The sequence below is a fragment of the Streptomyces sp. NPDC001709 genome, assembly GCF_053596375.1.
Window position 1 is genome coordinate 57,976 of sequence record NZ_JBSFGB010000040.1, and the last position, 25,206, is coordinate 83,181.

Here is a 25,206-nt window from a genome sequence, read left to right on the forward strand (position 1 = left end):
CCCTAGGCCGTGCGCAGGAAGCGGTCGAGCACCCGGACGCCGAAGTGCAGCGCCTCGACGGGCACACGCTCGTCCACGCCGTGGAACAGCGCCTGGTAGTCGAGGTCCTCGGGCAGCTTCAGCGGGGCGAAACCATAGCCGGTGATACCGAGCCGGGAGAACTGCTTGGCGTCCGTGCCACCGGACATGCAGTACGGCACCACGTGCCCTTCCGGCGCGAACTCCCGCACGGCGGCCCGCATCTTCGCGAAGGTCGGCGAGTCCACCGGCGCCTGCAGGGCCACCTCGCGGTGTGCGAACTCCCAGCTCACATCGGGGCCGGTCAGCTGGTCGAGGGTGGCGGTGAACTCCTCCTCGGAGCCCGGCAGACAGCGCCCGTCGACGTAGGCGACCGCCTCGCCGGGGATCACGTTCAGCTTGTAACCGGCGTTCAGCATGGTCGGGTTGGCGCTGTTGCGGACGGTCGCCTCCACCAGCGCCGCCGCCGGGCCGAGCTTCTCCAGCAGCCGGTCCACGTCCCGGAAGTCGGGTTCGATGCCGTACAGGGCGGCGAGTTCGGTGAGCGCGGCCCGGACGGTCGGGGTGAGCCGGAGCGGCCACTCGTGCGCGCCGATGCGGGTGACGGCGGCGGCGAGCCGGGTCACCGCGTTCTCCTTGTTCACCTTGGAGCCGTGTCCGGCCCGGCCCCGTGCGGTGAGCTTCAGCCAGCCGGTGCCCCGCTCCCCCGCCGCGATGGGGTAGAGCTGCCGGCCGGCGCCGTCGTGGAAGGTGAAGGCCCCGGACTCGCTGATGCCCTCGGTGCAGCCCTCGAACAGCTCGGGGTGGCTGTCGGCGAGGAACCCGGAGCCGTCCTCGGCGCTGGCCTCCTCGTCGGCGGTGAACGCGATGACGAGGTCCCGGCGGGGCCGTACGCCCTGCCGGGCCCAGGAGCGGACGACGGCGAGGATCATCGCGTCCATGTTCTTCATGTCGACGGCGCCCCGCCCCCACACCACCCCGTCGCGGATCTCGCCGGAGAACGGGTGCACGCTCCAGTCGGCCGCCTCCGCCGGCACCACGTCCAGGTGACCGTGCACCAGCAGCGCGTCGGCGGACGGGTCGGTGCCCTCGATCCGCGCGACGACGTTGGTGCGCCCCGGCGTCCGCTCCAGCAGCACCGGTTCCAGGCCCGCGCCGGCCAGCCGCTCCGCCGCGTACTCCGCGGCCGGCCGCTCCCGGCAGTCCCCGCCGCCCCGGTTGGTGGTGTCGATGCGGATCAGTGCGGAGGTGAACTCCACGACCTCGGCCAGGGCCGTTTCGTCGGCCTGCTGGTCAGCCATACTGCTCCTCCACGGCGGCGGAGACGATCGTGGTGACCGCCTTGAACGTCCTGATCCCCTCGTACATGGTGGCGCTGGTGTACGCCACTTTCCGCTCCCCGATCCGCGCGACCCCGGGCACCACGGTCGCGGCCATCGCCAGGTGCTCGGCGTCGAACTCCACCACGACCGTGAACGGCCCGGCCTCGACGGGTGCGTGACGCACCGCCAGCCGGGCGGCCTCCTTGGCGGCGGCGCGGATGTCGGACGCGGTACGGGCCGGGGTCCGGCACACCGCCGCATACCGGGACACATGATCCTTGACGGCGACCTTCAGCGCCTCGGGCGCGTACCCGAGCGCGTCCTCGCAGGCGAGGTCGTCGCCGGTGACGAGGACGACGGGGACGCCGTACTCGGCGACGACGTGCGCGTTGAGCAGCCCCTCGCTGGCGCGTACGTCGTCGAGCCACACCCCGGTGATCTGGTTGGCGAGGTAGGTGTGGGCGAGGACGCCCTCCATGCCGGCGCCCGCGTGGTAGCCGACGAACGCGATGCCGTCGACGTCACCGTGCTGCACGCCCTCCACCATGGACAGCGTCTTGTGCCGCCCGGTGAGCATCTCGACCCGCTCGTCGAGCCGCTCCAGCAGCAGGTTGCGCATGGTCCAGTGGGCCTCGTTGACGAGCACCTGGTCGGCGCCGCCGTCGAAGAAGCCCTGCACGGCGGCGTTCACGTCCGAGGTGAACATCGCCCGGCACCGCTCCCACTGCGGCGTCCCCGGCAGCACATCGGCCGGCCAGGTGACACCCGTGGCACCCTCCATGTCGGCACTGATGAGGATCTTCATGCTGGGTCACGTTACGCGCCGAGCCGGACACCGGCCAGGAAGAGGGCCGCAAGCCCTGGCCGGAAGTCGGCGGCGGTGCGGCCGCCGGTCCTAGAGTCGAAGGCCCAGGTGATCTCTGCGAAAGGACTCGACTCCAGTGGCGGACAAGCGGGTTGTCATCGTGACCGGCGCGGGCACGGGCATCGGGGAGGCCACGGCCCGGCTGCTGTGCGAAGGGGGGCACCACGTGGTCGTCACCGGTCGCCGAGCCGAACCGCTGCACCGCCTCGCGCGGGAGACGGGGGCGCTCGCTTATCCGTCCGATGTCGGTGAGCCGGACGCGGCCGAGGGGCTCGTCCGGGCGGCTCTTTCCGCACACGGGCGCATCGACGGGGTGGTGCTGAACGCGGGGATCGGGCGCGGCGGAGCCGTGGGGGACCTGACGCTGCGGGACTGGGAGGAGGTGATGCGCACCAATGTCACCGGCCCGCTGCTCCTGCTGCGTGCGGCGATCGGGCATCTGCTGGAGTCCAGGGGGGCGGTGGTCGCCGTCGCCTCGGTCTCCGCACTGCGCAACGGCACGAGCAACGCCCCGTACGCCACGTCCAAGGCGGCCCTGCTCCAGCTCTGCCGTTCCGTGGCCGTGGATTACGGGCGCCGGGGAGTGCGGGCCAACATCGTGTGCCCCGGCTGGGTACGGACCGAGATGGCCGACCGGCGCATGGCGCGCTTCGCCGAGCAGGCGGACCTGCCGGGCGGGGGCGTGGACGCCGCCTATGCGGAGGCGACCCGGCCGCTGCCCCAGGGACGGCCGGGTGAGCCGCGCGAGGTCGCGGAGGCGATCGGCTGGCTGCTGTCCCCGGCGGCGTCGTACGTCAACGGAGCGGTGCTCACCGTGGACGGCGGTGCGACCGCCCTGGATCCGGGGACCCTCGCGTTCGACTTCCACATCGCACCACGCGCCGACGAGGACTCCGCAGCTCCCCGGTGAGCGGCCCCGACGGCGAGGTCCCCCCTCGGGGCCGCTTGTCCGCAGGCCTATGCGCCGGCGAGGACGAACCAGCGGGCCGGCAGGTCGATGCGGGTGCCGTCGGCCAGGTTCTCGGTCTGCGGCAGGGTCGTCCCGCCCTCGGCGAGGACCTTCAGACCGGCCTCGCCGAGCAGGCGCGGGATCTCCTCGTCGTCGGCGTCGGCGGGCTTGAGCCCGTGGTGGAAGACGCGCCGCAGCTTGGGCCCCGGGCCGCCCTCCTGGGATGCGGCACGCCTGAGCACGTCCCGGGAGCCGGAGGTGAGTTCGACGACGAACGCCCGGCCCTCGGTGCCGATGATCTCGGCGACGGCGGCGGCGACCGCTGGCCGCGCCTCGGGTTCGCTCTGGTGGATGACGGCCCGCATGTAGACGTTGGCGTCGCCGAGCCGCTCGTGCAGGGCGCGTACGGCGCCGGAGTCGGTGAGGTCGAGCTGCTGGAACTCCACGACGTCGTCCGCCGTGGTGCGGCGGGCGTGCTCGACGGCGGCGTGCGAGAGGTCGACGCCGACGGCGCGCGCGAACCGGGTGGCGAGGAAGCGGGTCTGGGTGCCGTTGCCGCAGCCGAGGTCGACGATGGTGCGCGCCGGGTCCGCGTGGGGCAGCAGCAGGGCGCTGTGCGGTTCGGCGGTCAGGGCGGGATCGGAGTCCCAGATCGCCTCGCCCGTCTCGTCGGATGTCTCGCTCCAGTAACTCTCCCAGGCCTTACGGTAGTTGTCCGAGACGTTCATGGTGATCTCCCCACGGTTCCGGTTCCGTGATCGGGATATCGCGGGGGCATGCGGCGGGGCAAGGGGCGGGAGGCCACCTTCACCGGATGTACGGACCTCCGGCGAGGGCCTGTTCGAACCAGACGGTCTTGCGGTGCCCGCTGGCGCTGGCGCCCCATTCCCGGGCCAGCCGGCTGACCACGCGCAGGCCGCGGCCCGACTCGTCGTAGGGGCCGGCGCTCAGCATCGCGGGCAGGGCGGGTTCGTCGTCGGTGACCTCGAACAGCAGCGCGTCGGTGCGGACCACGCGCAGCCCGACCGGCTCGCTCACGGCGTGCCGCACGGCGTTGGTGACGACTTCGCTGACCAGCAGCTCGGCGGTCTCCACGGCCTGCGGCAGGCCCCACTGCAGCAGCTGTTCGCGGACCAGCCGGCGGGCCCGGGAGGCCTCGCGCGGGTCGGTGTCGAGCCGCCATTCGGCCACGTGGTCGTCGGGGATGCCGTTGAGGCGGGCCATGAGCAGGGCGACGTCGTCCTTGCGGCCGCCGCGGGTGTTGAGGGCGCGGATGATGGTGTCGCAGGCGTCGTCCATGGAGGCGGCGGGGTGTGCGGCGGACTCGCAGAGCGCGGCGAGGCCCTCGCCGATGTCGGAGCCGCGCACCTCGACCAGTCCGTCGGTGCACAACACCAGCCGGTCGCCGGGCGAGACCGTGACCCGGGTGGCTTCGAAGGGGACGCCGCCGACGCCGATGGGCGCTCCGGTGGGCAGGTCGAGGAGTTCGCTGCTGCCGTCCTCGGCGCGGACCAGGACGGGCGGGATGTGGCCGGCGTTGGCGAGGTGCAGCTCGCCGCGGATCGGGTCGTAGACGGCGTACAGGCAGGTGGCGAGGTAGGCGTCGCCGAGCCGGCGGGCCAGGTCGTCCAGGTTGCGCAGGAGCTGGGCGGGCGGGGTCTCCATGGTGGCCATGGTCTGCACGGCCGTGCGCAACTGGCCCATCATCGCGGCCGAGTTGAGGCCGTGGCCCATGACGTCGCCGACCACGAGGGCGGTGCGCGAGCCGGGCAGTTTGATGGTGTCGAACCAGTCGCCGCCGATCCGGCCGAGCCGGGTGCCGGGCAGATAGCGGGTGGCGACGTCGCAGCCTGCCATCCGCGGGGTGACCTGCGGGAGCATGCTGTCCTGCAGGGTGTCGGCGACGTTCTCCTGGTAGGTGTACATGCGGGCGTTGTCGAGCACGAGGCCGGCCCGCGCGGCGAGTTCGGCGCCGGTGGTGCGGTCCATGTCGTCGAAGGCCGGGCGGTCCGGGCGGCGCATCAGCACCATGAAGCCGAGGACGACGTTACGGGCCTTGAGCGGCACGATCAGCAGGGAGCGGCCGCCGATGAGCGGCCTCAGGTCGCGCTTCTCGAACTCGCCGGAGATGCGGTTGGACAGCTCCTCGGTGACCCGCGGGATCAGGACCGGTTCGCCGGTGCTCATGCACCGGTAGAACGGGGTGTGTTCGGGGAAGGCGAAGGCCTCGCCGACGGGCACGGTGTCGTCCCAGCGGCCCGGTTCGTCGTTGTGCTCGACCCACACCCGGAACATCACGGTCTGCTCGTCCGGCGGGCCGTCCGGGAAGCCCTCGCCGGCAAGGACGGCCGCGCGTAGATGGGTGCCGGCGAAGTCCGCGAACCGGGGCACGGCGGCGCTGGTGACCTCGCGGATGGTCTCGCCGAGGTCGAGGGAGGAGCCGATGGCGGAGCTGACCTCGTTGAGGAACTCCAGCCGCTCGCGCACGGCGGCGTACTCCAGGTCCTGCTCGGCGCCCTCCGGGACGAGCACGGCGGCGGCCGGCGGCGCCTGCGCTGCGACGGCCTCGGTGCGCCCCCGCCCGGGGCGGCGGGGCACGCCCCAGTACGGAGTGACGGGCACTCGGTCGAACTGGCTGAACTCCAGGACCGGATAGCCCAGTTCGAGCACCTGGGAGACGATGCGGCCACTCAGGCCCGGGCCCATGTTGGGCAGGATCTCGGGCAGCCGCCGTTCGAGTTCCTCGGAGGCGGGCAGTTCGGTGTGGCGGGCGAAGCCGGGCGAGATGCGTTCGGCGGTCTCGTCGTCGTAGCCGCGTTCGTCGCGCAGCCGGGTGGCGTCGGCGGCCAGCACGAGCAGCCGGGAGGGGCCCGGGCCGACCAGCGGGTAGGCCCACCACAGCACGTCCAGCCGCTCGCCGTCGGGGGCCGGTTCGTGCGGGAAGAGCCGGGCGCGGCCCGCGGTGGCGTAGGCGGTGCGGCCGCCGAGCGAGGCCTCCAGGTCGGGGCCGGGCCCGTCGTACTCGTCGTGGGCGCCCGGCATCGGATCGCCGTGCGGGTCCTCCGGGAGGGCGCCTGAAACGGGCAGCAGATCGGCCGCGGCACGCCCGACGGCCTCCTCCCGGCCCGCGCCGAACAGGCGCCGGGCACCGCTGCTCCAGTGGGACACCAGTCCGTCGCGGTCGACGACGACCACGGCCAGCGGAATCCGGCCCGCCGCCGCGTCACCGACGCCGCGCCCGGGAGGTGTGCCCCGCTCGCTGCCACGGTCCATGGCCCAGGCCCTCTCTCCCCAAGGCTGTACGCAAACGATCTGTGCCGCCCGCCACTACGGTACGGCGACGGCCGGTCGCGATGTGTGGCAATCCTGGAATTGGTTTCACCGGATCGCGCCGACGCGCAGCTCAGCGCCCCGCGGACGCCACCGCTCGGTCCCCGCTCAGTCCTCGTGGCCCAGTTGCAGGTCCCGTTCGGTACGGCCGCCGCCCGCGACCTGGAGCACGGTGGCGACCGGCGGGTAACCGGCGGCGATGACCGTGTACTCGCCGGAGGAGAGGTCGACGAACCGGAACGCTCCGTCCGCTCCGGTGGTGAGGGTGTCGACGACGTTGCCCGCGGCGTCGAGGAGCGTCACGCGCGCGTCCTCCACGGGCCGTCCGCCGCTCGCCCGGACGGTGCCCCGGAGCACGGCGCCGCCCGCGAGTTCGATGTCCTGCCGGGCCTCCCTGGCGGCCTGCACGGTGACCGGGAGGGCGGCGGGCCGGAAGGCGGGCGCGCTGGCGGCGAGGGTGTACTCACCGGCGACCAGTTCGGTGATGACATAGCCGCCCTCCCGCCCGCTGCGGGTGGTGGCGACGACCTCGCCCTGCACATTGGTGAGGGTGACGGTGGCGTCCCGCACGGGGCTGCCGTCGGCGGTCAGCACGCTGCCGGCGAGGCGTCCGGCGCCGCCGAGGACGACGTCGAGATCGACGGGCCGTTCGCCGACGGTGACCGAGACGGCCTGCGGCTGGTGGCCGCCGGCGGCGGCGATCAGCACGTACGACCCCGAGCCCGGCGTGCTCAGCGCGTACCGCCCGTCCTCGCCGCTCGCACCGCGCCCGATCTGCTGCCCGGCGACGTCGATGAGGGTGAGCGCCGCGCGGGGCACCACGGTGCCGTCGGGGTGCTGGACCATCCCGCAGACGGGGATCTGGGCGGCGTAGGGGGAACGGGCCTGCGGGATGGGCGCGTTCACGGTCTCGGGCTCGGTTTCGGCGGTGTGGTGGGACACCAGGGGTTTCTCCTTGAGGAAGAAGGCGATGAGCAGGCCGAGGACGAGCACCGGGACGAGGTAGAGGAAGATCCGGGGCATCGCGTCGGCGTAGGCGCGGATGTAGGCGTCGCGCAGCGCCGGGGGCAGCGCATGGACGAGCTGCGGGGTGAGGGAGTCCGGATCGGGCAGCGTCGCGCCCGCGCGCGGGGGCAGCTCCTTGTGCAGCGAGGAGGTGAGCCGGTTCGCGAAGAGGGTGCCGAAGACCGCGGCGCCGACGCTGCCGCCGATCTGCCGGAAGTAGTTGTTGGCGCTGGTGGCGGTGCCGAGGTCGGCGGGCCGTACGGAGTTCTGCACGGCGAGGACGAGGACGGGCATCACCATGCCGATGCCGGCGCCGAGGACGGCCATCCAGATGCTGTAGTGCGGCCGGGGTGTGTCGACTTCGAGGCGGGAGAGCAGCCACATGCCCACGGCGGAGACGGCGCCGCCGAGGACGGGGAAGATCTTGTAGCGGCCGGTGTGGCTGATGAGCTGGCCGCCGATGACGGAGGCGCCGACGATTCCGGCCATCATGGGCAGCATCAGCAGCCCGGACTCGGTGGCGCTGGCCCCGTCGACCATCTGCAGGAAGGTCGGCAGATAGCTGGCGGCGCCGAACAGGGCGACGCCGATCACGAGGCCCACCAGGCCGCTGACGTTGAAGACGGAGTCGCGGAACAGCCGGAGCGGGATGAGGGGTTCGGCGGCGAAGCGCTCGGCGACCAGGAAGAGGACGACGGCGGCGAGCGCACCGGCGCCGAGGCCGAGGATCTGCCGGGAGCCCCACGCGTACTCGGTGCCGCCCCAACTGGTCAGCAGGACCAGGCAGGTGGAGGCGGTGGCGAGCAGCAGCGCGCCGAGGACGTCCAGGCGGCCGCGGGTGCGCGGCTTGGGCAGTTTCAGGACGACGGTGATGACGGCGAGGGTGACCAGCCCGAAGGGGACGTTGATGTAGAAGCACCAGCGCCAGGAGAGGTGGTCGGTGAAGTAGCCGCCGAGCAGCGGCCCGGCGACGGAGGCGAGACCGAAGGCGGCGCCGATCAGGCCCATGTAGCGGCCGCGCTGCCGGGGCGGGACGATGTCGGCGATGATCGCCTGCACGCCGATCATGAGGCCGCCCGCGCCTACGCCCTGGAGCGCGCGGAAGGCGATCAGCTGGTCCATCGACCCGGCCCGGCCGGCGAGCGCGGAGCCGAGGACGAAGACGGCGATGGCGAACAGGAAGACGCCCTTGCGGCCGACGAGGTCACCGAGCTTGCCGTACAGGGGCAGGCCGATGGTGGAGGTGAGCAGGTAGGCGGTGATCGCCCAGGACATCCGGTCCAGGCCGTGCAGTTCGCCGACGATCTTCGGCAGCGCGGTCGCGACGATCATCTGGTCGAGCGCCGCGAGCAGCAGGGCGAGCATCAGCCCGAAGAACACCAGCCGCACGCGGGGCGCGCCGAGCTCGGCCGCCGGTGCGGGAGCCTGCGGTGCGGCGACGGAGTCTTCCTCGGCCGGTGTCACCACCGGCTCTTGCTCCGCGAGTGTCGTGCCGCCCACGTACCGCTCCCCTCGTCACACCTGTCACAATTCCCGCGTAAGCCGTCAACTGTGAGCAACTGCGGCGAGTTACGGAATCGTTCCGGGCGAGAGGGAGATCCACTCGAACCGGTGAAGGGGCACAACACCCCCTCACCGGCGGGGGCTTGGGCCTACTTCTCGACCTCGGTGGCGAGCTTGGCGAGCACGGCGTCGTAGATCCGGCCGAGTCCCTTGGGCGCGAACGTCTTCTCGAAGAAGCCGCCGATGCCGCCGGCACCCTTCCAGGTGGTGGTGACGACGACCCGGGACTTCCCCTCACCGGCCGGGGTGACACGCCAGGTGGTGACCATGGAGGAGTTGCGGTCCTTCTCGACCAGTTCGCCGTCGGTGGGCTCACTGACCTCCAGCAGGCAGTCGCGCACCCGCTTGCTCGTGGCCTGGAGCTTCCAGTGGACGAGGGTGCCCTCGCCGTCGCCGCCCTCACGGACCTCGTACTCGCTGAAGTGGTCGGGCAGCAGCTTCTGCCGCGTGCCGCGGTAGTCGGCGAGGGCGTCGAACACCTTCTCCGCGTCCGCCTCGACGACCCGCTCCGTAGTGGCCTCGACCTGCGCCATTGCGTTCCTCCAGGACCTGATTTCTCGGGGTTGGGGAAAGCCAACCACCCCGGTGCCCGGCCGCCCAAATCGGGGGGCACCTCCAAGGCTCCCCACCAGGGATCGCACGATCATGGGAACGCATGTTCTATTCTCTGCCCAGTGCTAGCGAGGAGGGCGTCATGCGCTGGGAGAACCTCACAGGGGAGAGCGAACACGGCCGGGCCGAGGCCGCGCTGTTCGGCGCGGACGCCGTGACCACGCGCACCTTCGACACGCCCGAGTTCCGCGGGATCACCTTCCACGAGGTCCGGGCCCGGTCGGTGCTGAACCGGGTGCCGGGCGCCTCGCGCATGCCCTTCGAGTGGACCGTCAATCCCTATCGGGGCTGCACGCACGCGTGCGTGTACTGCTTCGCCCGCAAGACGCACAGCTATCTGGACCTCGACACCGGCATCGGCTTCGACACCCAGATCGTGGTCAAGGTGAACGCGCCCGAGGTGCTGCGCCGGCAGCTGGCCTCCCGCCGCTGGCAGGGCGATCACGTGGCGATGGGCACCAACGTCGACTGCTACCAGCGCGCCGAGGGCCGCTACGGGCTGATGCCGGGCATCATCCGCGCCCTCACCGAGCACGCCAACCCGTTCTCGATCCTCACCAAGGGCACGCTGATCCTGCGCGATCTGGACCTGTTGGTCCGCGCGGCCGAGGTGACGGACATCGGCATCTCGGTCTCCGTCGGCTTCCTCGACACCGAGCTGTGGCGCACGGTGGAGCCGGGCACGCCCGCACCCGAGCGCCGCCTGGACGTCGTACGCACCCTGGGCGAGCACGGCATCGGCTGCGGGGTGCTGATGGCGCCGGTCGTCCCGTTCCTGAGCGACCATCCGGACCGGCTGCGGGCCACGGTACGGGCGATCGCCGCGGCCGGGGCCACCTCCGTCACGCCCTTGGTGCTGCATCTGCGGCCCGGCGCACGGGAGTGGTTCATGACGTGGCTCGCCCAGCACCATCCGCACCTGGTGCGGCGCTACGAGCGGCTGTACGCGGAGGGCGCCTACGCACCCAAGTGGTACCAGCGCCGGATCACCCGTCAGGTGCACGAGCTGGCGCAGGAGTACGGTATCGGGCCCACCCACCCGGGCCTGGCCCGCCGGATCACCCCGGCGGAACCTTCCAGCGCGTCCGAACCGACCCAGCTCACGCTCCTGTGAGAAGGCCGCCCGCCTTCGAGTGAGAGTGCCGCCCGCCCTCGAGTCAGGGCGTTCGAGGGCTTCGGGCAACCCAAACGGGTCAACTCTGCCTATAAGGCGTTCTTCAGGGCGCCGATTTCGGGACGATGCGGCGAAAGACACGACCCTCGCGGTCCGCCGACACCTCCGTCCCGGGAGAACGCATGAGAACACGCGCAGCCGTGCTGTGCGCAGCCGCCGCCGTGCTCGCGGGCTCGGTCACGGCCCTGCCCGCGCGGGCGGCCCCGGTCGCCCCCGCCGCCCGGCTCGCCTGGACGAAGTGCGGCACGATCGACAGTCCGTCGCTGCAGTGCGCCTCCGTGACGGTGCCGCTGGATCACGCGAACCCGTCGGGCCGGCAGATCACGCTCGCCCTCACCCGCGTCCCGCACACCGCGCCGACCTCCCAGGGCCCCCTGCTGGTCAACCCCGGCGGGCCCGGCGGCAGCGGCCTGACGCTCGCCGGATTCGTCGCCTCGGCGCTGCCCAAGAGCGTCGCCGCGCAGTACGACGTCATCGGCTTCGACCCGCGCGGGGTCGGCCGGAGCAGCCCTGCCCTGGACTGCGCGCCCGGCCACTTCAAGACCGTGCGCCCGGACACCGTGCCCGCCACGGCCGCGCTGGAGCGGACCAACCTCGCGCGCGCGCAGTCCTTCGCCGCCGCCTGCGGCCACAAGTACGCCGACCTGCTGCCCTACATGGACACGGTCAACGCCGCACAGGACCTGGACGCCATCCGCGTGGCCCTCGGCGCGCCGCGCATCAGCTACTTCGGCTACTCCTACGGCACCTATCTCGGCGCGGTCTACGCGAAGCTGTACCCGCAGCGGATCCGGCGCCTGGTGCTGGACTCGATCGTCGACCCGACCGGCGTCTGGTACACGGACAACCTCGACCAGGACCAGGCCTTCAACGACCGCCACCGCGCGCTGATGGCCTGGATCGCGCGGTACGACTCCACGTACCACCTCGGCACGGACCCCGCGAAGATCGAGGCCGCGTGGTACGCGATGCGGGCGGCGCTGGCGAAGAAGCCGGCCGGGGGCAAGGTGGGCGCCTCCGAACTGGAGGACACCTTCATCCCCGGCGGCTACTACGACGGCTACTGGCCCTACCTCGCCGAGGCGTTCGCGGCGTACGTGCGCGACAAGAACACCGAGCCGCTGGTGGCGGCGTACGAGAAGTTCGGTGCCGCGGACGGCTCGGGCGACAACGGCTACAGCGTCTACTCGGCGGTGCAGTGCCGTGACGCCTCCTGGCCCGTCAGCTGGAACTCGTGGCGCGCCGACACCTGGGACATCTACCGCAAGGCACCCTTCATGGCCTGGAACAACGCCTGGTACAACGCGCCGTGCGCGTTCTGGCCGGCCGAGAGGCGCCAGCCGCTGAGCATCGCCAACGCCGAGCTGCCGCCGGTGCTGCTCTTCCAGGCGACGGACGACGCGGCCACGCCGTACCCGGGCGGTGTCACGGTCCACCGGCTGCTCGCCGACTCCAGCCTGGTGGTCGAGGAGGGCGGCGGCAACCACGGCATCACGCTGAGCGGCAACGCCTGCCTGGACACGTACCTGGCCTCGTATCTGACGAACGGCAGTGTCCCGCGCAGTGCGGGCACGAGCGTCGCGGACGCGGTCTGCGAGAAGTCACCGGATCCCAAGCCGCTGGCGGCGAAGGCGTCGCCATCGTCGACGCGCGGCGAGGACCTGCACGCCCTGCTGGGCTTCCGCCGGTAGGACGGTCCTGGGCCGGCAGGACGACTCCGCGACCCGTCGGGGGCGTTGTCAGTGGTGTGCTCCACCATGGAGCCATGACCGAACCGACGCGCATCCCCGCCCCCGACGGCGTGGCCCCCGCCGCCCAGTACAGCCACGTCGTCTCGGCGACCGGCCGCTTCGTCGCCGTCTCCGGCCAGCTCGCCCTCGACGAGCACGGCAAGCTGGTCGGCGAGGGCGACCCCGCGGCCCAGGCCCGCCAGGTGTTCGAGAACCTCCGGCGCTGCCTGGCCGCGGCCGGGGCCGGCTTCGAACACGTGGTGAAGCTGACGTACTTCGTCACCGACACCGCCCACCTCCCGGCGATCCGCGCGGCCCGGGCCGCCCACATACCCGACGACCGTCTCCCGGCGTCCTCAGCCGTGCGGGTCGCCGGGCTGGTGGCACCGGAGTTCCTGATGGAGATCGAGGCGCTGGCGGTGGTGGGCGAGTGACCCCCACCGCCAGGGGCTGACGCCGGCTGCGGGCTGACCGGCCGTCACATCACCTCCTTGTGCTGGTCCTTCTGCCGGCCCTTCTGTTGGTCCTTCTGCTGGGGGATCCGCGCCAGCGCCCGTACCGCCGCCTCCGCGAGGGTCGGGTGGGCCAGGGCCTCCTTCAGGACGCGGCGGGCGCGGGGGTCGCCAAGGGTGCCGAGGCCCTCCACGCAGGCGAGGGCGACCCGGCGGTAGGGGTCGTGCGGGCGGAGCCGGCGCTCCAGGGTGGTGATCAGCGCGGGCACGGACTCGGGGGCGCGGAGGTCGGTCAGGAGCCGTACGGGGTGCAGGGCGTAGGCCACGCGGAGTTCGTTGGTGGCGAGGGCCGCCGCCGCGCGGGCCGTGCGGGGGTCGCCCAGGCGGGCGAGGGCGTAGGCGGCGGAGGCGCAGCGCGGGGGGTCGCGGTGGTTGAGGAGGAGCACCAGGGACTCGAAGGCGCGCCGGTCGCCGGTGAGGCCCAGCCGGAACGCGGCCAGTTCCCTGGCCCACAGCGGCTGTCCGGGCACGGTGAGCACCTCCGCGAGTTCGTCGTGGTCCTCGGTCGCCAGCAGCCGGTCGAACGCCGCCGAGCCGCGCGACTCCTGCCGTAAGCGCTCCGTGAGTGATCGCAACTCTTCGTCCACAACGTCCAGCGTAGGCGGGTGGCGAGGCCGGGGGGAGCTACATCACAAAGTCCGGTCGGACTCAGGTCTGGCGCGCTCGTTACTCGCCGGTTAAGCTCAGACGAGCGAGTTACCCACTCGCGTTTCCGCTGACGACGGTTTGGTGACGCAGCCGTCGTCGGGGGTCCCTCCCACGCCGCCCTTGAGGCAGTGGGGGAGCGGTCGGTTCGGTACGACGTGTACCGCTGTTCGACCCGGCTCCGGGACAGGGCCGGTCGGTTTCCCTGCCGTTCGCGGGCGTGTGCACGCCCGTGGCACCGGCAGCACCGGGCGTGTGCGCTCGCAGCCCGGCAACACCCGCACTCCTTTCCGCCCCGCGGTGCGCCCCTCGGCGCACCCGGCGCGCTCCTCGTCGTCACCCTCATTCCTGGAGTCCCGCGATGGCCACTCCCCTGTCCCCCCAGTCCGGTACCTCTCAGTCCCCGCTCAAGACGATCGCCGTCGTCGGCCTCGGCACCATGGGCACCGGTATCACCGAGGTCCTCGTGAAGGCCGGCCGCGAGGTGATCGGCATCGACATCAGCGAGGCCCGGACCTCGCGGTCCGTCGCCGCCCTGGAGGCCTCCACCGCCCGTGCCGTGGCGCGTGGCCGGCTCACCGAGCAGGAGCGCGCCGACGCCCTCGCCCGGGTGCGCACCGGCACCGACCTCTCGGCGGCGGCCGACGCCGACCTCGTCATCGAGGTGGCTCCGGAGTCGTACGAGATCAAGCAGCAGATCTTCCGCGAGCTGGACGGCATCGTCCGCCCCGAGACGATCCTCGCGACCGGCACCAACGCCCTGTCCGTCACCCGTCTCGCCGCCGACTCCGCCCGCCCCGAGCGCGTGCTCGGGCTGCACTTCTTCAACCCGGCGCCGGCGATGCGGCTGGTCGAGGTGGTCTCCTCCGTGCTGACCTCGCCGCAGGCCGTCGCCGCGGTCACGGACCTCGCGATCGAGCTGGGCAAGGAGCCGGTCGCGGTCGGCGACCGCCCCGGATTCGTCGCCGACGGCCTGCTCTTCGGCTACCTCAACCAGGCCGCCGCGATGTACGAGGCGCGGTACGCCTCCCGCGAGGACATCGACGCGGCGATGCGGCTCGGCTGCGGCCTGCCGATGGGCCCGCTCGCCCTGCTGGACCTGATCGGCATCGACACCGCGCGTACGGTCCTGGAGGCCATGTACGCCGAGTCCCGCGACCGGCTGCACGCCCCGGCCCCCATCCTGAAGCAGCTCAGTGAGGCGGGTCTGACCGGCCGCAAGTCCGGCCGCGGCTTCTACACCTACGAGGCGCCGGGCAGCGCCACGGTCGTGCCGGACGCGCTGACCCCGGCGGCGGACGGCGCGGCGGCCCAGGGCCGCGAGGTCCGCTCGGTGGGCGTCGCCGGCTCCGGCACCATGGCCTCGGGTATCGCCGAGGTGTTCGCCAAGGCGGGCTACGACGTCGTCCTGGCCGCCCGCAGCGAGGAGAAGGCCCAGGCCGCCAAGGCCCGGATCGGCAAGTCCCTCGCGCGCTCCGTGGACAAGGGCCGGCTGACCGCCGAGGCCGCCGCGCAGATCCTGGACCGGATCGCCCCGGCCGGGTCCTACGACGCCTTCGGCGACGTCGACCTGGCCGTCGAGGCGATCGCCGAGGACCTGGAGATCAAGCGGCAGCTGTTCACCACGCTGGACAAGGTCTGCAAGCCCGGCGCGGTCCTCGCCACCACCACCTCCTCGCTGCCCGTCGTCGCCTGCGCCCGCGCCACCTCGCGCCCGCAGGACGTGATCGGCATGCACTTCTTCAACCCGGCGCCGGCCATGAAGCTGGTCGAGGTCGTCCGTACGGTGCTGACGGCCGACGACGTCCACGCGACGGTTCGCGAGGTCTGCGCGAAGATCAAGAAGCACGCGGTGGACTGCGGCGACCGCGCCGGCTTCATCGTGAACGCGCTGCTGTTCCCGTACCTGAACAACGCCATCAAGATGGTCGAGGAGCACTACGCGTCGCTGGACGACATCGACGCGGCGATGAAGCTCGGCGGTGGCTACCCGATGGGTCCGTTCGAGCTCCTGGACGTCGTCGGGCTCGACGTCTCGCTCGCGATCGAGCAGGTCCTGCACCGCGAGTTCCGCGACCCCGGCCTGGCCCCGGCCCCGCTGCTGGAGCACCTGGTGGCCGCGGGCTGCCTCGGCCGCAAGACCGGCCGCGGCTTCCGCGAGTATGCCCGCCGCTGACGGCGCCGGCGACTGGTCCCGCACGGAGACGGACTGGGGCGGACTGCTCGACCCCGCGGACGCACCCCCGCCCTCCTGGGGCGGGGGAGGCTCCCTGGGCGGGGGAATCCCCTCACCCGCGCACCGAACTGCGCACATGCAGTACGTTCGGGTCATGTCCCAGCCCGCCAAGTCCTCCCGTACACCAGCTACGCCCGACGCGCCGGAAAGTGCCGCAGGCAGTCGCGCCGCCGCCCAGCGGCTCAAGATGCGCCGAGAACTGGCGGCCGCAGCCATGGAGCTGTTCGCGACCAAGGGGTACGAGGCGACCACCGTCGACGAGATCGCGGCCGCCGCCGGGGTCGCCCGCCGCACCTTCTTCCGCCACTTCCGCTCCAAGGAAGAGGCGATCTTCCCGGACCACGACGACACATTGATCCGCGCCGAGGCCGTCCTGAACGCCGCCCCCGCGCACGAGCACCCGCTCGACACCGTGTGCCGGGGCATCAAGGAAGTCATGAAGATGTACGCGGCCGCGCCGGAGATCTCGGTCGCCCGCTACAAGCTCACCCGCGAGGTGCCCACCCTCCGGGAGGCCGAGATCGCCTCGGTGGCCCGCTACGAACGCCTCTTCACCCGCTATCTCCTCGGCCACTTCGACGAGCATGCGCACGCCGACGACGCCAATGACGACCCGCTGCTGGCCGAGGTGGCCGCCTCCGCCGTCGTCACCGCCCACAACCATGTGCTGCGGCGCTGGCTGCGGGCCGGCGGCCAGGGGGACGTCGAGGCGCAGCTGGACCACGCCTTCGCGATCGTGCGGAAGACCTTCGGCACCGGCATCGGCGCCGGGCGCACCTCCACGTCGCGGCCGGCCGGCGCCGCGGCCCCGGCGACGGTCTCCGCGCACGGCGAGGTACTGGTCACGGTAGCCCGGACCGATGCCCCGCTGGACGAGGTCATGCGGACCATCGAGGAGGCGCTGAAGGAGCGCTGAGCGAGGTTCCGAGCGCTCCGAGCCCGCTCCCCCGCTGTGATGACGGCCACCCCACGGGGTGGCCGTTTTGCCATGTCAGGGCCCGTTTTCGAGCAGATTTCAGAGCCCGTTCGATCGATCATCGCTCATTTGTTACGTAAAGATTTCACCTGAGCCAAACTTCTGGCACTCAGTGCCTTGTCACCTGACACGCGGTGTCATACGTTGATGGTGTCCGGGCGGCCGGCGAGCAGAGACCGTTCGCTCGCCGGCTGTCCCCAAGGGGCTCACGGCCCCAGCGCCCGGACGCCTGCGTCACAGGCAACCTCCCGCGCCACAAAGCGCTGCCGAAGCACCACCGCCGAACCGACGGCACCAACCAAAACCCTCAGCAGCACTCATCGCAGCACCGACGAACCCTCAGCGCCCCCTCCCTCAGGGGCGCTCACCGCCGGAGGCAACACCGTGACCGTGAAGGACATCCTGGACGCGATCCAGTCGAAGGACGCCACGTCCGCCGACTTCGCCGCCCTGCCGCTCCCCGAGTCGTACCGCGCGATCACCGTGCACAAGGACGAGACGGAGATGTTCGCGGGCCTCGCGACCCGCGACAAGGACCCGCGCAAGTCGATCCACCTCGACGAGGTGCCCGTGCCCGAGCTCGGCCCGGGCGAGGCCCTGGTGGCCGTCATGGCCTCCTCGGTCAACTACAACTCGGTGTGGACCTCGATCTTCGAGCCGCTGCCGACGTTCGGCTTCCTGGAGCGCTACGGCAGGGTCAGCGAGCTGACCAAGCGGCACGACCTGCCGTACCACATCATCGGCTCCGACCTCGCGGGCGTCGTCCTGCGCACCGGCCCCGGCGTCAACGCCTGGAAGCCCGGTGACGAGGTCGTCGCCCACTGCCTGTCCGTCGAGCTGGAGTCCTCCGACGGCCACAACGACACCATGCTCGACCCCGAGCAGCGCATCTGGGGCTTCGAGACCAACTTCGGCGGCCTCGCCGAGATCGCGCTCGTCAAGTCCAACCAGCTGATGCCGAAGCCGGCGCACCTCAGCTGGGAGGAGGCCGCGGCCCCGGGCCTGGTCAACTCCACCGCCTACCGCCAGCTGGTCTCCCGCAACGGCGCCGGCATGAAGCAAGGCGACAACGTCCTGATCTGGGGAGCGAGCGGCGGCCTCGGCTCGTACGCCACCCAGTTCGCCCTGGCCGGCGGCGCCAACCCGATCTGTGTCGTCTCCAGCGACCAGAAGGCGGACATCTGCCGGTCCATGGGCGCCGAGGCGATCATCGACCGCAACGCCGAGGGCTACAAGTTCTGGAAGGACGAGCACACCCAGGACCCGAAGGAGTGGAAGCGCTTCGGCAAGCGCATCCGCGAGCTCACCGGCGGCGAGGACATCGACATCGTCTTCGAGCACCCCGGACGCGAGACCTTCGGCGCGAGCGTCTACGTCACCCGCAAGGGCGGCACCATCACCACCTGCGCCTCGACCTCGGGCTACATGCACGAGTACGACAACCGCTACCTGTGGATGTCCCTGAAGCGGATCATCGGCTCGCACTTCGCCAACTACCGCGAGGCCTGGGAGGCCAACCGCCTCATCGCCAAGGGCAAGATCCACCCGACCCTGTCGAAGGTCTACTCGCTGGAGGAGACCGGCCAGGCGGCCTACGACGTCCACCGCAACCTGCACCAGGGCAAGGTCGGCGTGCTGTGCCTCGCGCCCGAGGACGGCCTGGGCGTGCGCGACGAGGAGATGCGCGCCAAGCACATCGACGCCATCAACCGCTTCCGCAACGTCTGAGAGCCATAGATGACAGAGCGTCAGAAGGACCGTCCGTGGCTCATGCGGACGTACGCCGGCCACTCGACGGCGGAGGCGTCCAACGAGCTGTACCGGCGCAACCTCGCCAAGGGGCAGACCGGTCTGTCGGTCGCGTTCGACCTGCCGACACAGACCGGCTACGACCCCGACCACATCCTCGCCCGCGGCGAGGTCGGCCGGGTGGGCGTGCCGGTCGCGCACGTCGGTGACATGCGCCGTCTCTTCCAGGACATCCCCCTGGAGCAGATGAACACCTCGATGACGATCAACGCCACCGCCATGTGGCTGCTGGCGCTCCACCAGGTCGTCGCCGAGGAGCAGGGCGCGGACATCACCAAGCTCCAGGGCACGACCCAGAACGACATCGTCAAGGAGTACCTGTCCCGGGGCACCCATGTGTTCCCGCCGGGGCCGTCGCTCCGCCTGACGACGGACATGATCGCGTACACGGTCTCCCACATCCCGAAGTGGAACCCGATCAACATCTGCAGCTACCACCTGCAGGAGGCCGGGGCCACGCCGGTGCAGGAGATCGCGTACGCGATGTCCACCGCGATCGCCGTCCTCGACGCCGTGCGCGACTCCGGCCAGGTGCCGCAGGAGCGCATGGGCGACGTGGTCGCCCGCATCTCCTTCTTCGTGAACGCGGGCGTCCGCTTCATCGAGGAGATGTGCAAGATGCGGGCGTTCGGCCGCATCTGGGACAAGGTCACCCGCGAGCGGTACGGCATCGAGGATCCCAAGCAGCGCCGGTTCCGGTACGGCGTGCAGGTCAACTCCCTCGGCCTGACGGAGGCCCAGCCGGAGAACAACGTCCAGCGGATCGTGCTGGAGATGCTGGCCGTCACGCTGTCCAAGGACGCACGCGCGCGTGCCGTGCAGCTGCCCGCCTGGAACGAGGCGCTCGGCCTGCCCCGGCCCTGGGACCAGCAGTGGTCGCTGCGCATCCAGCAGGTCCTCGCCCACGAGAGCGACCTGCTGGAGTACGCGGACATCTTCGAGGGCTCGCACGTCATCGAGGCGAAGGTGAACGCCCTGGTCGAGGAGTCCCTCGCCGAGATCGACCGGATCCAGGAGATGGGCGGCGCGATGGCCGCCGTGGAGTCCGGTTACCTCAAGGCGCAGCTGGTCTCCTCGCACGCCGAGCGGCGGGCCCGGATCGAGTCCGGCCAGGAGAAGATCGTCGGCGTCAACATCTTCGAGACGACCGAGCCGAACCCCCTGACGGCCGACCTGGACACCGCGATCATGACGGTCGACCCGGCCGTCGAGGCCCGGGTCATCGCCTCGCTGCGGAACTGGCGCGACACCCGCTACCAGCCACCCTTCAACCACCCGCGCCCCTGCAAGGCGCTGGAGCGGCTGAAGGAGGCCGCCAAGGGCACCGAGAACCTGATGGAGGCCACGCTGGAGTGCGCCCGCGCCGGGGTCACGACCGGCGAGTGGGCGGCCGCGCTGCGCGAGGTGTTCGGCGAGTACCGGGCGCCCACCGGGGTCTCCTCCGCGCCGGTGGCGGTCGCCGCGGAACCGGGCTCCGCGCTCGCCGAAGTCCGGGCCAAGGTGGACACCACCGCCCGCGAACTGGGCGTCGCCCGCTTGCGCTTCCTGGTCGGCAAGCCGGGCCTGGACGGGCACTCCAACGGCGCCGAGCAGATCGCCGTACGCGCGCGTGACGCCGGCTTCGAGGTGGTCTACCAGGGCATCCGGCTGACGCCCGAGCAGATCGTGGACGCGGCCCTCGCGGAGGACGTGCACGCGGTCGGACTGTCGATCCTGTCCGGCTCGCACGCCCAGCTGGTGCCGGACGTGCTCCAGCGGCTGCGTGTGGCCGGTGCCACAGATATACCGGTGATCGCCGGTGGCATTATCCCGAATGGTGATGCCGAGCAGCTCAGGGCCGCCGGAGTGGCTGCCGTCTTCACCCCGAAGGACTTCGACATCACGGGAATCATCGGCCGCATCGTCGACGAGATCCGGAAAGCGAACAAGCTCGACCCTCTGGAGGTCCCCGCATGACCACCCCTGTCAACCGCCTTCGCCCGCGGCGCTCCTGCCTGGCCGTACCGGGCTCGAACCCCCGCTTCCTGGAGAAGGCGCAGGGCCTCCCCGCCGACCAGGTCTTCCTGGACCTGGAGGACGCGTGCGCGCCGCTCGCCAAGCCCGAGGCGCGGCACACCATCGTCAAGTTCCTCAACGAGGGCGACTGGACGGGCAAGACGCGGGTCGTGCGCGTCAACGACTGGACGACCGAGTGGACGTACCGCGATGTCGTCACGGTCGTCGAGGGGGCCGGCCAGAACCTCGACTGCATCATGCTGCCGAAGGTGCAGACGGCCGAGCAGGTCGTCGCGCTCGACCTCCTGCTCACCCAGATCGAGAAGACGATGGGCTTCGAGGTCGGCAAGATCGGCATCGAGGCGCAGATCGAGAACGCGCAGGGCCTGAACAACGTCAACGCGATCGCGCAGGCCTCGCCGCGCGTCGAGACCATCATCTTCGGCCCGGCCGACTTCATGGCCTCCATCAACATGAAGTCGCTCGTCGTGGGCGAGCAGCCGCCCGGCTACCCGGCGGACGCCTACCACTACATCCTGATGAAGATCCTGATGGCCGCCCGCGCCAACAACCTCCAGGCGATCGACGGCCCCTACCTGCAGATCCGCAACATCGACGGCTACCGCGCGGTCGCCCAGCGCGCCGCGGCCCTCGGTTTCGACGGCAAGTGGGTGCTGCACCCGGGCCAGGTCGAGGCGTCCAACGAGATCTTCTCGCCCTCCCAGGAGGACTACGACCACGCCGAGCTGATCCTGGACGCGTACGACTACTACACGTCCGAGGCGGGCGGCAAGAAGGGCTCCGCGATGCTCGGCGACGAGATGATCGACGAGGCCAGCCGCAAGATGGCCCTGGTCATCTCCGGCAAGGGACGCGCCGCCGGCATGCAGCGCACCAGCAAGTTCGAGATTCCCGCCAGCTAAGGAGCCCTGAGCGCGATGCAGTTCGGACGCACCTACGAGGAGTTCGAGGTCGGGGCGACGTACAAGCACTGGCCGGGCAAGACGGTCACCGAGTACGACGACCACCTGTTCTGTCTCCTCACCATGAACCACCACCCGCTCCACATGGACACCAACTATGCGGAGAAGACGACGGACTTCGGCAAGAACGTCGTCGTCGGGAACTACATCTACTCCCTCCTGCTCGGCATGTCCGTCCCGGACATCTCCGGCAAGGCGATCGCCAACCTGGAGATCGAGTCGCTCAAGCACGTGGCGCCGACCTTCCACGGCGACACGATCTACGGCGAGACGACCGTCCTCGACAAGTGGCCGTCCAAGTCGAAGAACGACCGCGGGATCGTCTACGTCGAGACCAAGGGCTACAAGCAGGACGGCACCCTGGTGTGCGTCTTCCGCCGCAAGGTCATGGTGCCCACCGAGACGTACATCAAGGAGCGCGGCGGCGAGCAGCCGGGCCGCCCGGAACTGAAGCAGCAGGAGAAGTAGGCCATGGCCCGTCTCGCCCAGACCGCCGGTCTGACCGACGTCCAGCAGGAGATCCTCTCCACCGTCCGGGACTTTGTCGACAAGGAGATCATCCCTGTCGCGACCGAGCTGGAGCACCGCGACGAGTACCCGCAGCAGATCGTGGACGGCCTGAAGGAGCTCGGACTCTTCGGTCTGATGATCCCCGAGGAGTACGGGGGCCTGGGCGAGTCGCTGCTCACCTACGCGCTGTGCGTGGAGGAGATCGCCCGTGGCTGGATGTCGGTGTCCGGCATCATCAACACCCACTTCATCGTCGCGTACATGCTCAAGCAGCACGGCACGCAGGAGCAGAAGGACCACTTCCTGCCCCGCATGGCGGCCGGCGACATCCGCGGCGCCTTCTCGATGTCCGAGCCGGGCCTCGGCTCCGACGTGTCGGCGATCACCTCCAAGGCGGTCAAGGACGGCGACGAGTACGTCCTGAACGGCCAGAAGATGTGGCTGACGAACGGCGGCACGTCGTCCCTGGTGGCCGTGCTCGTGCGCAGTGACGAGGGCCACCCCGAGGGCACGGCCCCGCACAAGTCGATGACGACCTTCCTGATCGAGAAGGAGCCGGGTTTCGGCGAGGTCCGCCCGGGGCTGACCATCCCCGGCAAGATCGACAAGATGGGCTACAAGGGCGTCGACACCACCGAGCTGATCATGGACGGCCTGCGCCTTCCGGCCGATCGGGTGCTCGGCGGCGTCACCGGCCGGGGTTTTTACCAAATGATGGACGGTGTCGAGGTCGGCCGGGTCAACGTGGCGGCCCGCGGCTGTGGCGTCGCCCAGCGCGCCTTCGAGCTCGGTGTCCAGTACGCCCAGCAGCGGCACACCTTCGGCAAGCCGATCGCCCAGCACCAGGCCATCCAGTTCAAGCTGGCGGAGATGGCGACCAAGGTCGAGGCCGCGCATGCGATGATGGTCAACGCGGCACGCAAAAAGGACTCCGGCGAGCGAAACGACCTCGAGGCCGGGATGGCGAAGTACCTCGCCTCCGAGTACTGCAAGGAGGTCGTGGAGGACGCCTTCCGGATCCACGGCGGCTACGGCTTCTCCAAGGAGTACGAGATCGAGCGCCTCTACCGCGAGGCCCCGATGCTGCTCATCGGTGAAGGTACCGCCGAGATCCAGAAAATGATCATCGGTCGCAGATTGCTCGAAGAGTATCGATTCCAGGGCTGATTGTCCGGATACGGGGTGTTTTCTTCGAGAAGAAGATCACACCCCGTAGACGGTGTTCGGCCGCCGACTCGACTGCCTGGCTTGCCCAGTTGTAGGCCGCGACCGGTACGATCCCCGGAAAGCCGCCGTCCCCCGTCTTGCGCGGCATCATCCGCTACGAAGGTCATCCATGCCCCACAGCCAAACCTCTGCACCTCGCGACAGCCGAGCCGGCGTACGCCTCGCGCGCGGAGCATCGCCGTGGCTTCTCCCGACCGTCGCCACCGCAGCCCTCAGCCTGGCCCGCGCCCGCCGCTCCGGTGCGGCCAGGGCCGTGGCCGTGCCCGCCACCGCGCTCGCGGCGGGCATGCTGTGGTTCTTCCGCGACCCCGAGCGCGAGATCGGCTCCGGCCGGGTGATCTCGCCCGCCGACGGTGTGGTGCAGAGCATCATGCCGTGGAAGGACGGGCGCACCCGCGTCGCGATCTTCATGAGCCCGCTGAACGTCCACGTCAACCGCGCGCCCCTCGCGGGCACGGTGACGTCCGTCGAGCACATCCCCGGCGGCTTTGTTCCGGCTTTCAACAAGGAGAGCGAGAACAACGAGCGCGTAGTCTGGCATTTCGACACCGAACTCGGCGACATCGAGATGATCCAGATCGCCGGCGCGGTGGCCCGCCGCATCGTCCCCTACATCCCGGAGGGTACGAAGGTCGAGCAGGGCGACCGAATCGGTCTGATCCGCTTCGGCTCGCGTGTCGACCTCTACCTGCCCGAGGGCGTGGAGGTCGCGGTCGAGGTCGGACAGAAGACCGTGGCTGGGGTGACTCGCATTGACCGTGATTGATCCGGAGACCCAGGCGGGCTGGGTGCCCGAGGCCGACGAGGTGGACGACGAGGAGGAGATGCCCCTCTCGCTCCGCCTGTCGATAGCGGACACCCTCACCCTGGGTAACGCGACGTGCGGCTTCATGGCGGTGTACTTCACCACCACCGGCATCCTGATCCCGCACCTGACGGGCAACGACGAGTCCGCGGGCATGGCGCGGCACAGCGCCGCCACGGCCGTCATCCTGATGCTCTGCGCGGCCGTCTTCGACCTGTTCGACGGGCTGGTCGCCCGGAAGCTGCGCTCGTCGCCCATGGGCGCGGAGCTGGACAACCTCTCCGACCTGATCAGCTTCGGGCTCGCGCCCGCCTACTTCGTGCTCGTCTACGGCATGGTCGCGGACGACGCGCACCAGAGAATGGCGGCGCTGGGGGCAATCGTGGTGCTCCTGGCGGTCGTGCTGCGCCTGGCGCGCTTCTCCTGCGTGACGATGAAGGACGGCATGTTCCAGGGCATGCCCTCGCCGTTCGGCGCGCTGACGGTCGTCTCGATCGTGCTGCTGGAGCTGCCCTTCGTGGCGACACTGCTGGCGATCCTGGGTACCGCCTGGCTGATGGTGAGCCGGGTGGAGTACCCGAAGCCGAGGGGGCGGCTGGCCGGCGCGATGCTGGCCTGGATCGTCCTGTCCATGGGCCTGCTGGCCGCCTGGGCCTTCGACGCGCCGAGCGGGCAGCTGCTGCTGCAGACGGGCTGTGCGCTGCAGCTGGTGATGGGCGCGGTGATTCCGTTGTTCGCCACCGCTCGGCGGGTGAACAACTTCCGCGACAACCGGCGGGAGGCGCGGGCGACGCAGCTGCCGTAGCGGCGCTTTGGCAGGGGGCCCCGGACCAGCCAACGGTCCGGCCCGAGGGCACCGTCCTCGCGCTGTACACCGACGGGCTGGTGTGGTCCCGGGAGCGGGACCCGGACACGAGCCGGGAGCTGCTGCACGAGGCGC

At 70.9% G+C, this 25,206-nt stretch carries 20 protein-coding genes; 13 read left to right on the forward strand and 7 right to left on the reverse strand.

What is annotated here, in order from left to right; translation table 11 throughout:
* Positions 1-2: 2 nt before the first annotated feature.
* Together ACWC0C_RS38995 and ACWC0C_RS39000 are read right to left on the reverse strand one after the other, a co-directional pair.
* Entirely contained in the window at positions 3-1,319 is a 1,317-nt protein-coding gene (locus ACWC0C_RS38995) for a M20/M25/M40 family metallo-hydrolase (protein ID WP_450869162.1), read from the reverse strand.
* Positions 1,312-2,145, reverse strand: a complete 834-nt coding sequence (locus ACWC0C_RS39000) for a M55 family metallopeptidase (protein WP_450869164.1) — start codon at positions 2,143-2,145, stop codon at positions 1,312-1,314. Before ACWC0C_RS39000 ends, ACWC0C_RS38995 begins: the two co-directional genes overlap by 8 nt.
* Positions 2,146-2,281: 136 nt before the next feature.
* Here ACWC0C_RS39000 and ACWC0C_RS39005 point away from each other — a divergent pair, with 136 nt between their 5' ends.
* Positions 2,282-3,115 (forward strand): SDR family NAD(P)-dependent oxidoreductase, encoded by an 834-nt coding sequence (locus ACWC0C_RS39005; RefSeq protein ID WP_450869166.1) that lies wholly within the window; start codon positions 2,282-2,284, stop codon positions 3,113-3,115.
* Positions 3,116-3,162: 47 nt separating this feature from the next.
* On the opposite strand, the gene ACWC0C_RS39010 is transcribed toward ACWC0C_RS39005, so the two are convergent.
* The 4 genes from ACWC0C_RS39010 to ACWC0C_RS39025 all read right to left on the reverse strand — a co-directional run bounded on the left by ACWC0C_RS39010 (position 3,163) and on the right by ACWC0C_RS39025 (position 9,585).
* Positions 3,163-3,882 carry a class I SAM-dependent methyltransferase gene (locus ACWC0C_RS39010; RefSeq protein ID WP_450869168.1) on the reverse strand — a complete coding sequence of 240 codons (720 nt, stop codon included), beginning with the start codon at positions 3,880-3,882 and terminating at the stop codon, positions 3,163-3,165.
* A 79-nt stretch (positions 3,883-3,961) separates the two neighbouring features.
* Positions 3,962-6,427 (reverse strand): SpoIIE family protein phosphatase, encoded by a 2,466-nt coding sequence (locus tag ACWC0C_RS39015; protein ID WP_450869170.1) that lies wholly within the window; start codon positions 6,425-6,427, stop codon positions 3,962-3,964.
* A gap of 165 nt (positions 6,428-6,592) precedes the next feature.
* A complete protein-coding gene (locus tag ACWC0C_RS39020) occupies positions 6,593-8,989 on the reverse strand; it encodes an MFS transporter (RefSeq protein WP_450869172.1) in 2,397 nt (798 codons plus the stop codon).
* 152 nt (positions 8,990-9,141) lie between these two features.
* Positions 9,142-9,585, reverse strand: coding sequence for an SRPBCC family protein (locus tag ACWC0C_RS39025; RefSeq protein ID WP_449197726.1), 444 nt, complete (start codon positions 9,583-9,585; stop codon positions 9,142-9,144).
* Between the two features lie 161 nt (positions 9,586-9,746).
* On the opposite strand from ACWC0C_RS39025, the gene ACWC0C_RS39030 reads away from it, so the two are divergent.
* From ACWC0C_RS39030 to ACWC0C_RS39040, 3 genes are all read left to right on the forward strand, one after another.
* Positions 9,747-10,778: an Rv2578c family radical SAM protein gene (locus ACWC0C_RS39030; protein ID WP_450869174.1), complete on the forward strand. Its 1,032-nt coding sequence runs from the start codon at positions 9,747-9,749 to the stop codon at positions 10,776-10,778.
* Between the two features lie 182 nt (positions 10,779-10,960).
* Positions 10,961-12,529 (forward strand): alpha/beta hydrolase, encoded by a 1,569-nt coding sequence (locus ACWC0C_RS39035; RefSeq protein ID WP_450869176.1) that lies wholly within the window; start codon positions 10,961-10,963, stop codon positions 12,527-12,529.
* A 74-nt stretch (positions 12,530-12,603) separates the two neighbouring features.
* Positions 12,604-13,002, forward strand: coding sequence for a RidA family protein (locus tag ACWC0C_RS39040; RefSeq protein WP_449197824.1), 399 nt, complete (start codon positions 12,604-12,606; stop codon positions 13,000-13,002).
* A 44-nt stretch (positions 13,003-13,046) separates the two neighbouring features.
* On the opposite strand, the gene ACWC0C_RS39045 is transcribed toward ACWC0C_RS39040, so the two are convergent.
* Positions 13,047-13,667 carry an adenylosuccinate lyase gene (locus tag ACWC0C_RS39045; protein ID WP_450869178.1) on the reverse strand — a complete coding sequence of 207 codons (621 nt, stop codon included), beginning with the start codon at positions 13,665-13,667 and terminating at the stop codon, positions 13,047-13,049.
* A 419-nt stretch (positions 13,668-14,086) separates the two neighbouring features.
* Between ACWC0C_RS39045 and ACWC0C_RS39050 the strand changes: the two genes are divergently transcribed.
* From ACWC0C_RS39050 to pssA, 9 genes are all read left to right on the forward strand, one after another.
* Positions 14,087-15,901, forward strand: coding sequence for a 3-hydroxyacyl-CoA dehydrogenase family protein (locus tag ACWC0C_RS39050; RefSeq protein ID WP_450869180.1), 1,815 nt, complete (start codon positions 14,087-14,089; stop codon positions 15,899-15,901).
* 154 nt (positions 15,902-16,055) lie between these two features.
* The gene (locus ACWC0C_RS39055; RefSeq protein WP_449197827.1) at positions 16,056-16,877 is read left to right on the forward strand and encodes a TetR family transcriptional regulator; all 822 of its coding nucleotides are present in this window, start codon (positions 16,056-16,058) and stop codon (positions 16,875-16,877) included.
* Between the two features lie 450 nt (positions 16,878-17,327).
* Positions 17,328-18,665, forward strand: coding sequence for a crotonyl-CoA carboxylase/reductase (gene ccrA / locus ACWC0C_RS39060; RefSeq protein ID WP_450869193.1), 1,338 nt, complete (start codon positions 17,328-17,330; stop codon positions 18,663-18,665).
* 9 nt (positions 18,666-18,674) lie between these two features.
* Positions 18,675-20,702 (forward strand): protein meaA, encoded by a 2,028-nt coding sequence (locus ACWC0C_RS39065; protein WP_450869183.1) that lies wholly within the window; start codon positions 18,675-18,677, stop codon positions 20,700-20,702.
* Complete coding sequence (locus ACWC0C_RS39070; protein WP_450869184.1) at positions 20,699-21,664, forward strand: HpcH/HpaI aldolase/citrate lyase family protein; 966 nt, start codon at positions 20,699-20,701, stop codon at positions 21,662-21,664. The genes ACWC0C_RS39065 and ACWC0C_RS39070 overlap by 4 nt, the downstream gene beginning before the upstream one ends.
* Positions 21,665-21,679: 15 nt before the next feature.
* Positions 21,680-22,192, forward strand: a complete 513-nt coding sequence (locus tag ACWC0C_RS39075) for a MaoC family dehydratase (RefSeq protein ID WP_019757884.1) — start codon at positions 21,680-21,682, stop codon at positions 22,190-22,192.
* Between the two features lie 3 nt (positions 22,193-22,195).
* Positions 22,196-23,401 (forward strand): acyl-CoA dehydrogenase family protein, encoded by a 1,206-nt coding sequence (locus tag ACWC0C_RS39080; RefSeq protein WP_388765985.1) that lies wholly within the window; start codon positions 22,196-22,198, stop codon positions 23,399-23,401.
* Positions 23,402-23,570: 169 nt separating this feature from the next.
* Positions 23,571-24,227, forward strand: a complete 657-nt coding sequence (locus tag ACWC0C_RS39085; RefSeq protein ID WP_449197831.1) for a phosphatidylserine decarboxylase — start codon at positions 23,571-23,573, stop codon at positions 24,225-24,227.
* A 22-nt stretch (positions 24,228-24,249) separates the two neighbouring features.
* Positions 24,250-25,071: a CDP-diacylglycerol--serine O-phosphatidyltransferase gene (pssA, locus tag ACWC0C_RS39090; protein WP_449197887.1), complete on the forward strand. Its 822-nt coding sequence runs from the start codon at positions 24,250-24,252 to the stop codon at positions 25,069-25,071.
* Positions 25,072-25,206 lie beyond the last annotated feature (135 nt).

Bases quoted from the DNA above. Each gene is read 5' to 3' on its own strand.
- ACWC0C_RS38995 (WP_450869162.1), bottom strand. From the start codon at position 1,319: ATGGCTGACCAGCAGGCCGACGAAACGGCCCTGGCCGAGGTCGTGGAG.
- ACWC0C_RS39000 (WP_450869164.1), bottom strand. From the start codon at position 2,145: ATGAAGATCCTCATCAGTGCCGACATGGAGGGTGCCACGGGTGTCACC.
- ACWC0C_RS39010 (WP_450869168.1), bottom strand. From the start codon at position 3,882: ATGAACGTCTCGGACAACTACCGTAAGGCCTGGGAGAGTTACTGGAGC.
- ACWC0C_RS39015 (WP_450869170.1), bottom strand. From the start codon at position 6,427: ATGGACCGTGGCAGCGAGCGGGGCACACCTCCCGGGCGCGGCGTCGGT.
- ACWC0C_RS39025 (WP_449197726.1), bottom strand. From the start codon at position 9,585: ATGGCGCAGGTCGAGGCCACTACGGAGCGGGTCGTCGAGGCGGACGCG.
- ACWC0C_RS39030 (WP_450869174.1), top strand. From the start codon at position 9,747: ATGCGCTGGGAGAACCTCACAGGGGAGAGCGAACACGGCCGGGCCGAG.
- ACWC0C_RS39035 (WP_450869176.1), top strand. From the start codon at position 10,961: ATGAGAACACGCGCAGCCGTGCTGTGCGCAGCCGCCGCCGTGCTCGCG.
- ACWC0C_RS39040 (WP_449197824.1), top strand. From the start codon at position 12,604: ATGACCGAACCGACGCGCATCCCCGCCCCCGACGGCGTGGCCCCCGCC.
- ACWC0C_RS39050 (WP_450869180.1), top strand. From the start codon at position 14,087: ATGGCCACTCCCCTGTCCCCCCAGTCCGGTACCTCTCAGTCCCCGCTC.
- ACWC0C_RS39055 (WP_449197827.1), top strand. From the start codon at position 16,056: ATGTCCCAGCCCGCCAAGTCCTCCCGTACACCAGCTACGCCCGACGCG.
- ACWC0C_RS39065 (WP_450869183.1), top strand. From the start codon at position 18,675: ATGACAGAGCGTCAGAAGGACCGTCCGTGGCTCATGCGGACGTACGCC.
- ACWC0C_RS39070 (WP_450869184.1), top strand. From the start codon at position 20,699: ATGACCACCCCTGTCAACCGCCTTCGCCCGCGGCGCTCCTGCCTGGCC.
- ACWC0C_RS39075 (WP_019757884.1), top strand. From the start codon at position 21,680: ATGCAGTTCGGACGCACCTACGAGGAGTTCGAGGTCGGGGCGACGTAC.
- ACWC0C_RS39080 (WP_388765985.1), top strand. From the start codon at position 22,196: ATGGCCCGTCTCGCCCAGACCGCCGGTCTGACCGACGTCCAGCAGGAG.
- ACWC0C_RS39085 (WP_449197831.1), top strand. From the start codon at position 23,571: ATGCCCCACAGCCAAACCTCTGCACCTCGCGACAGCCGAGCCGGCGTA.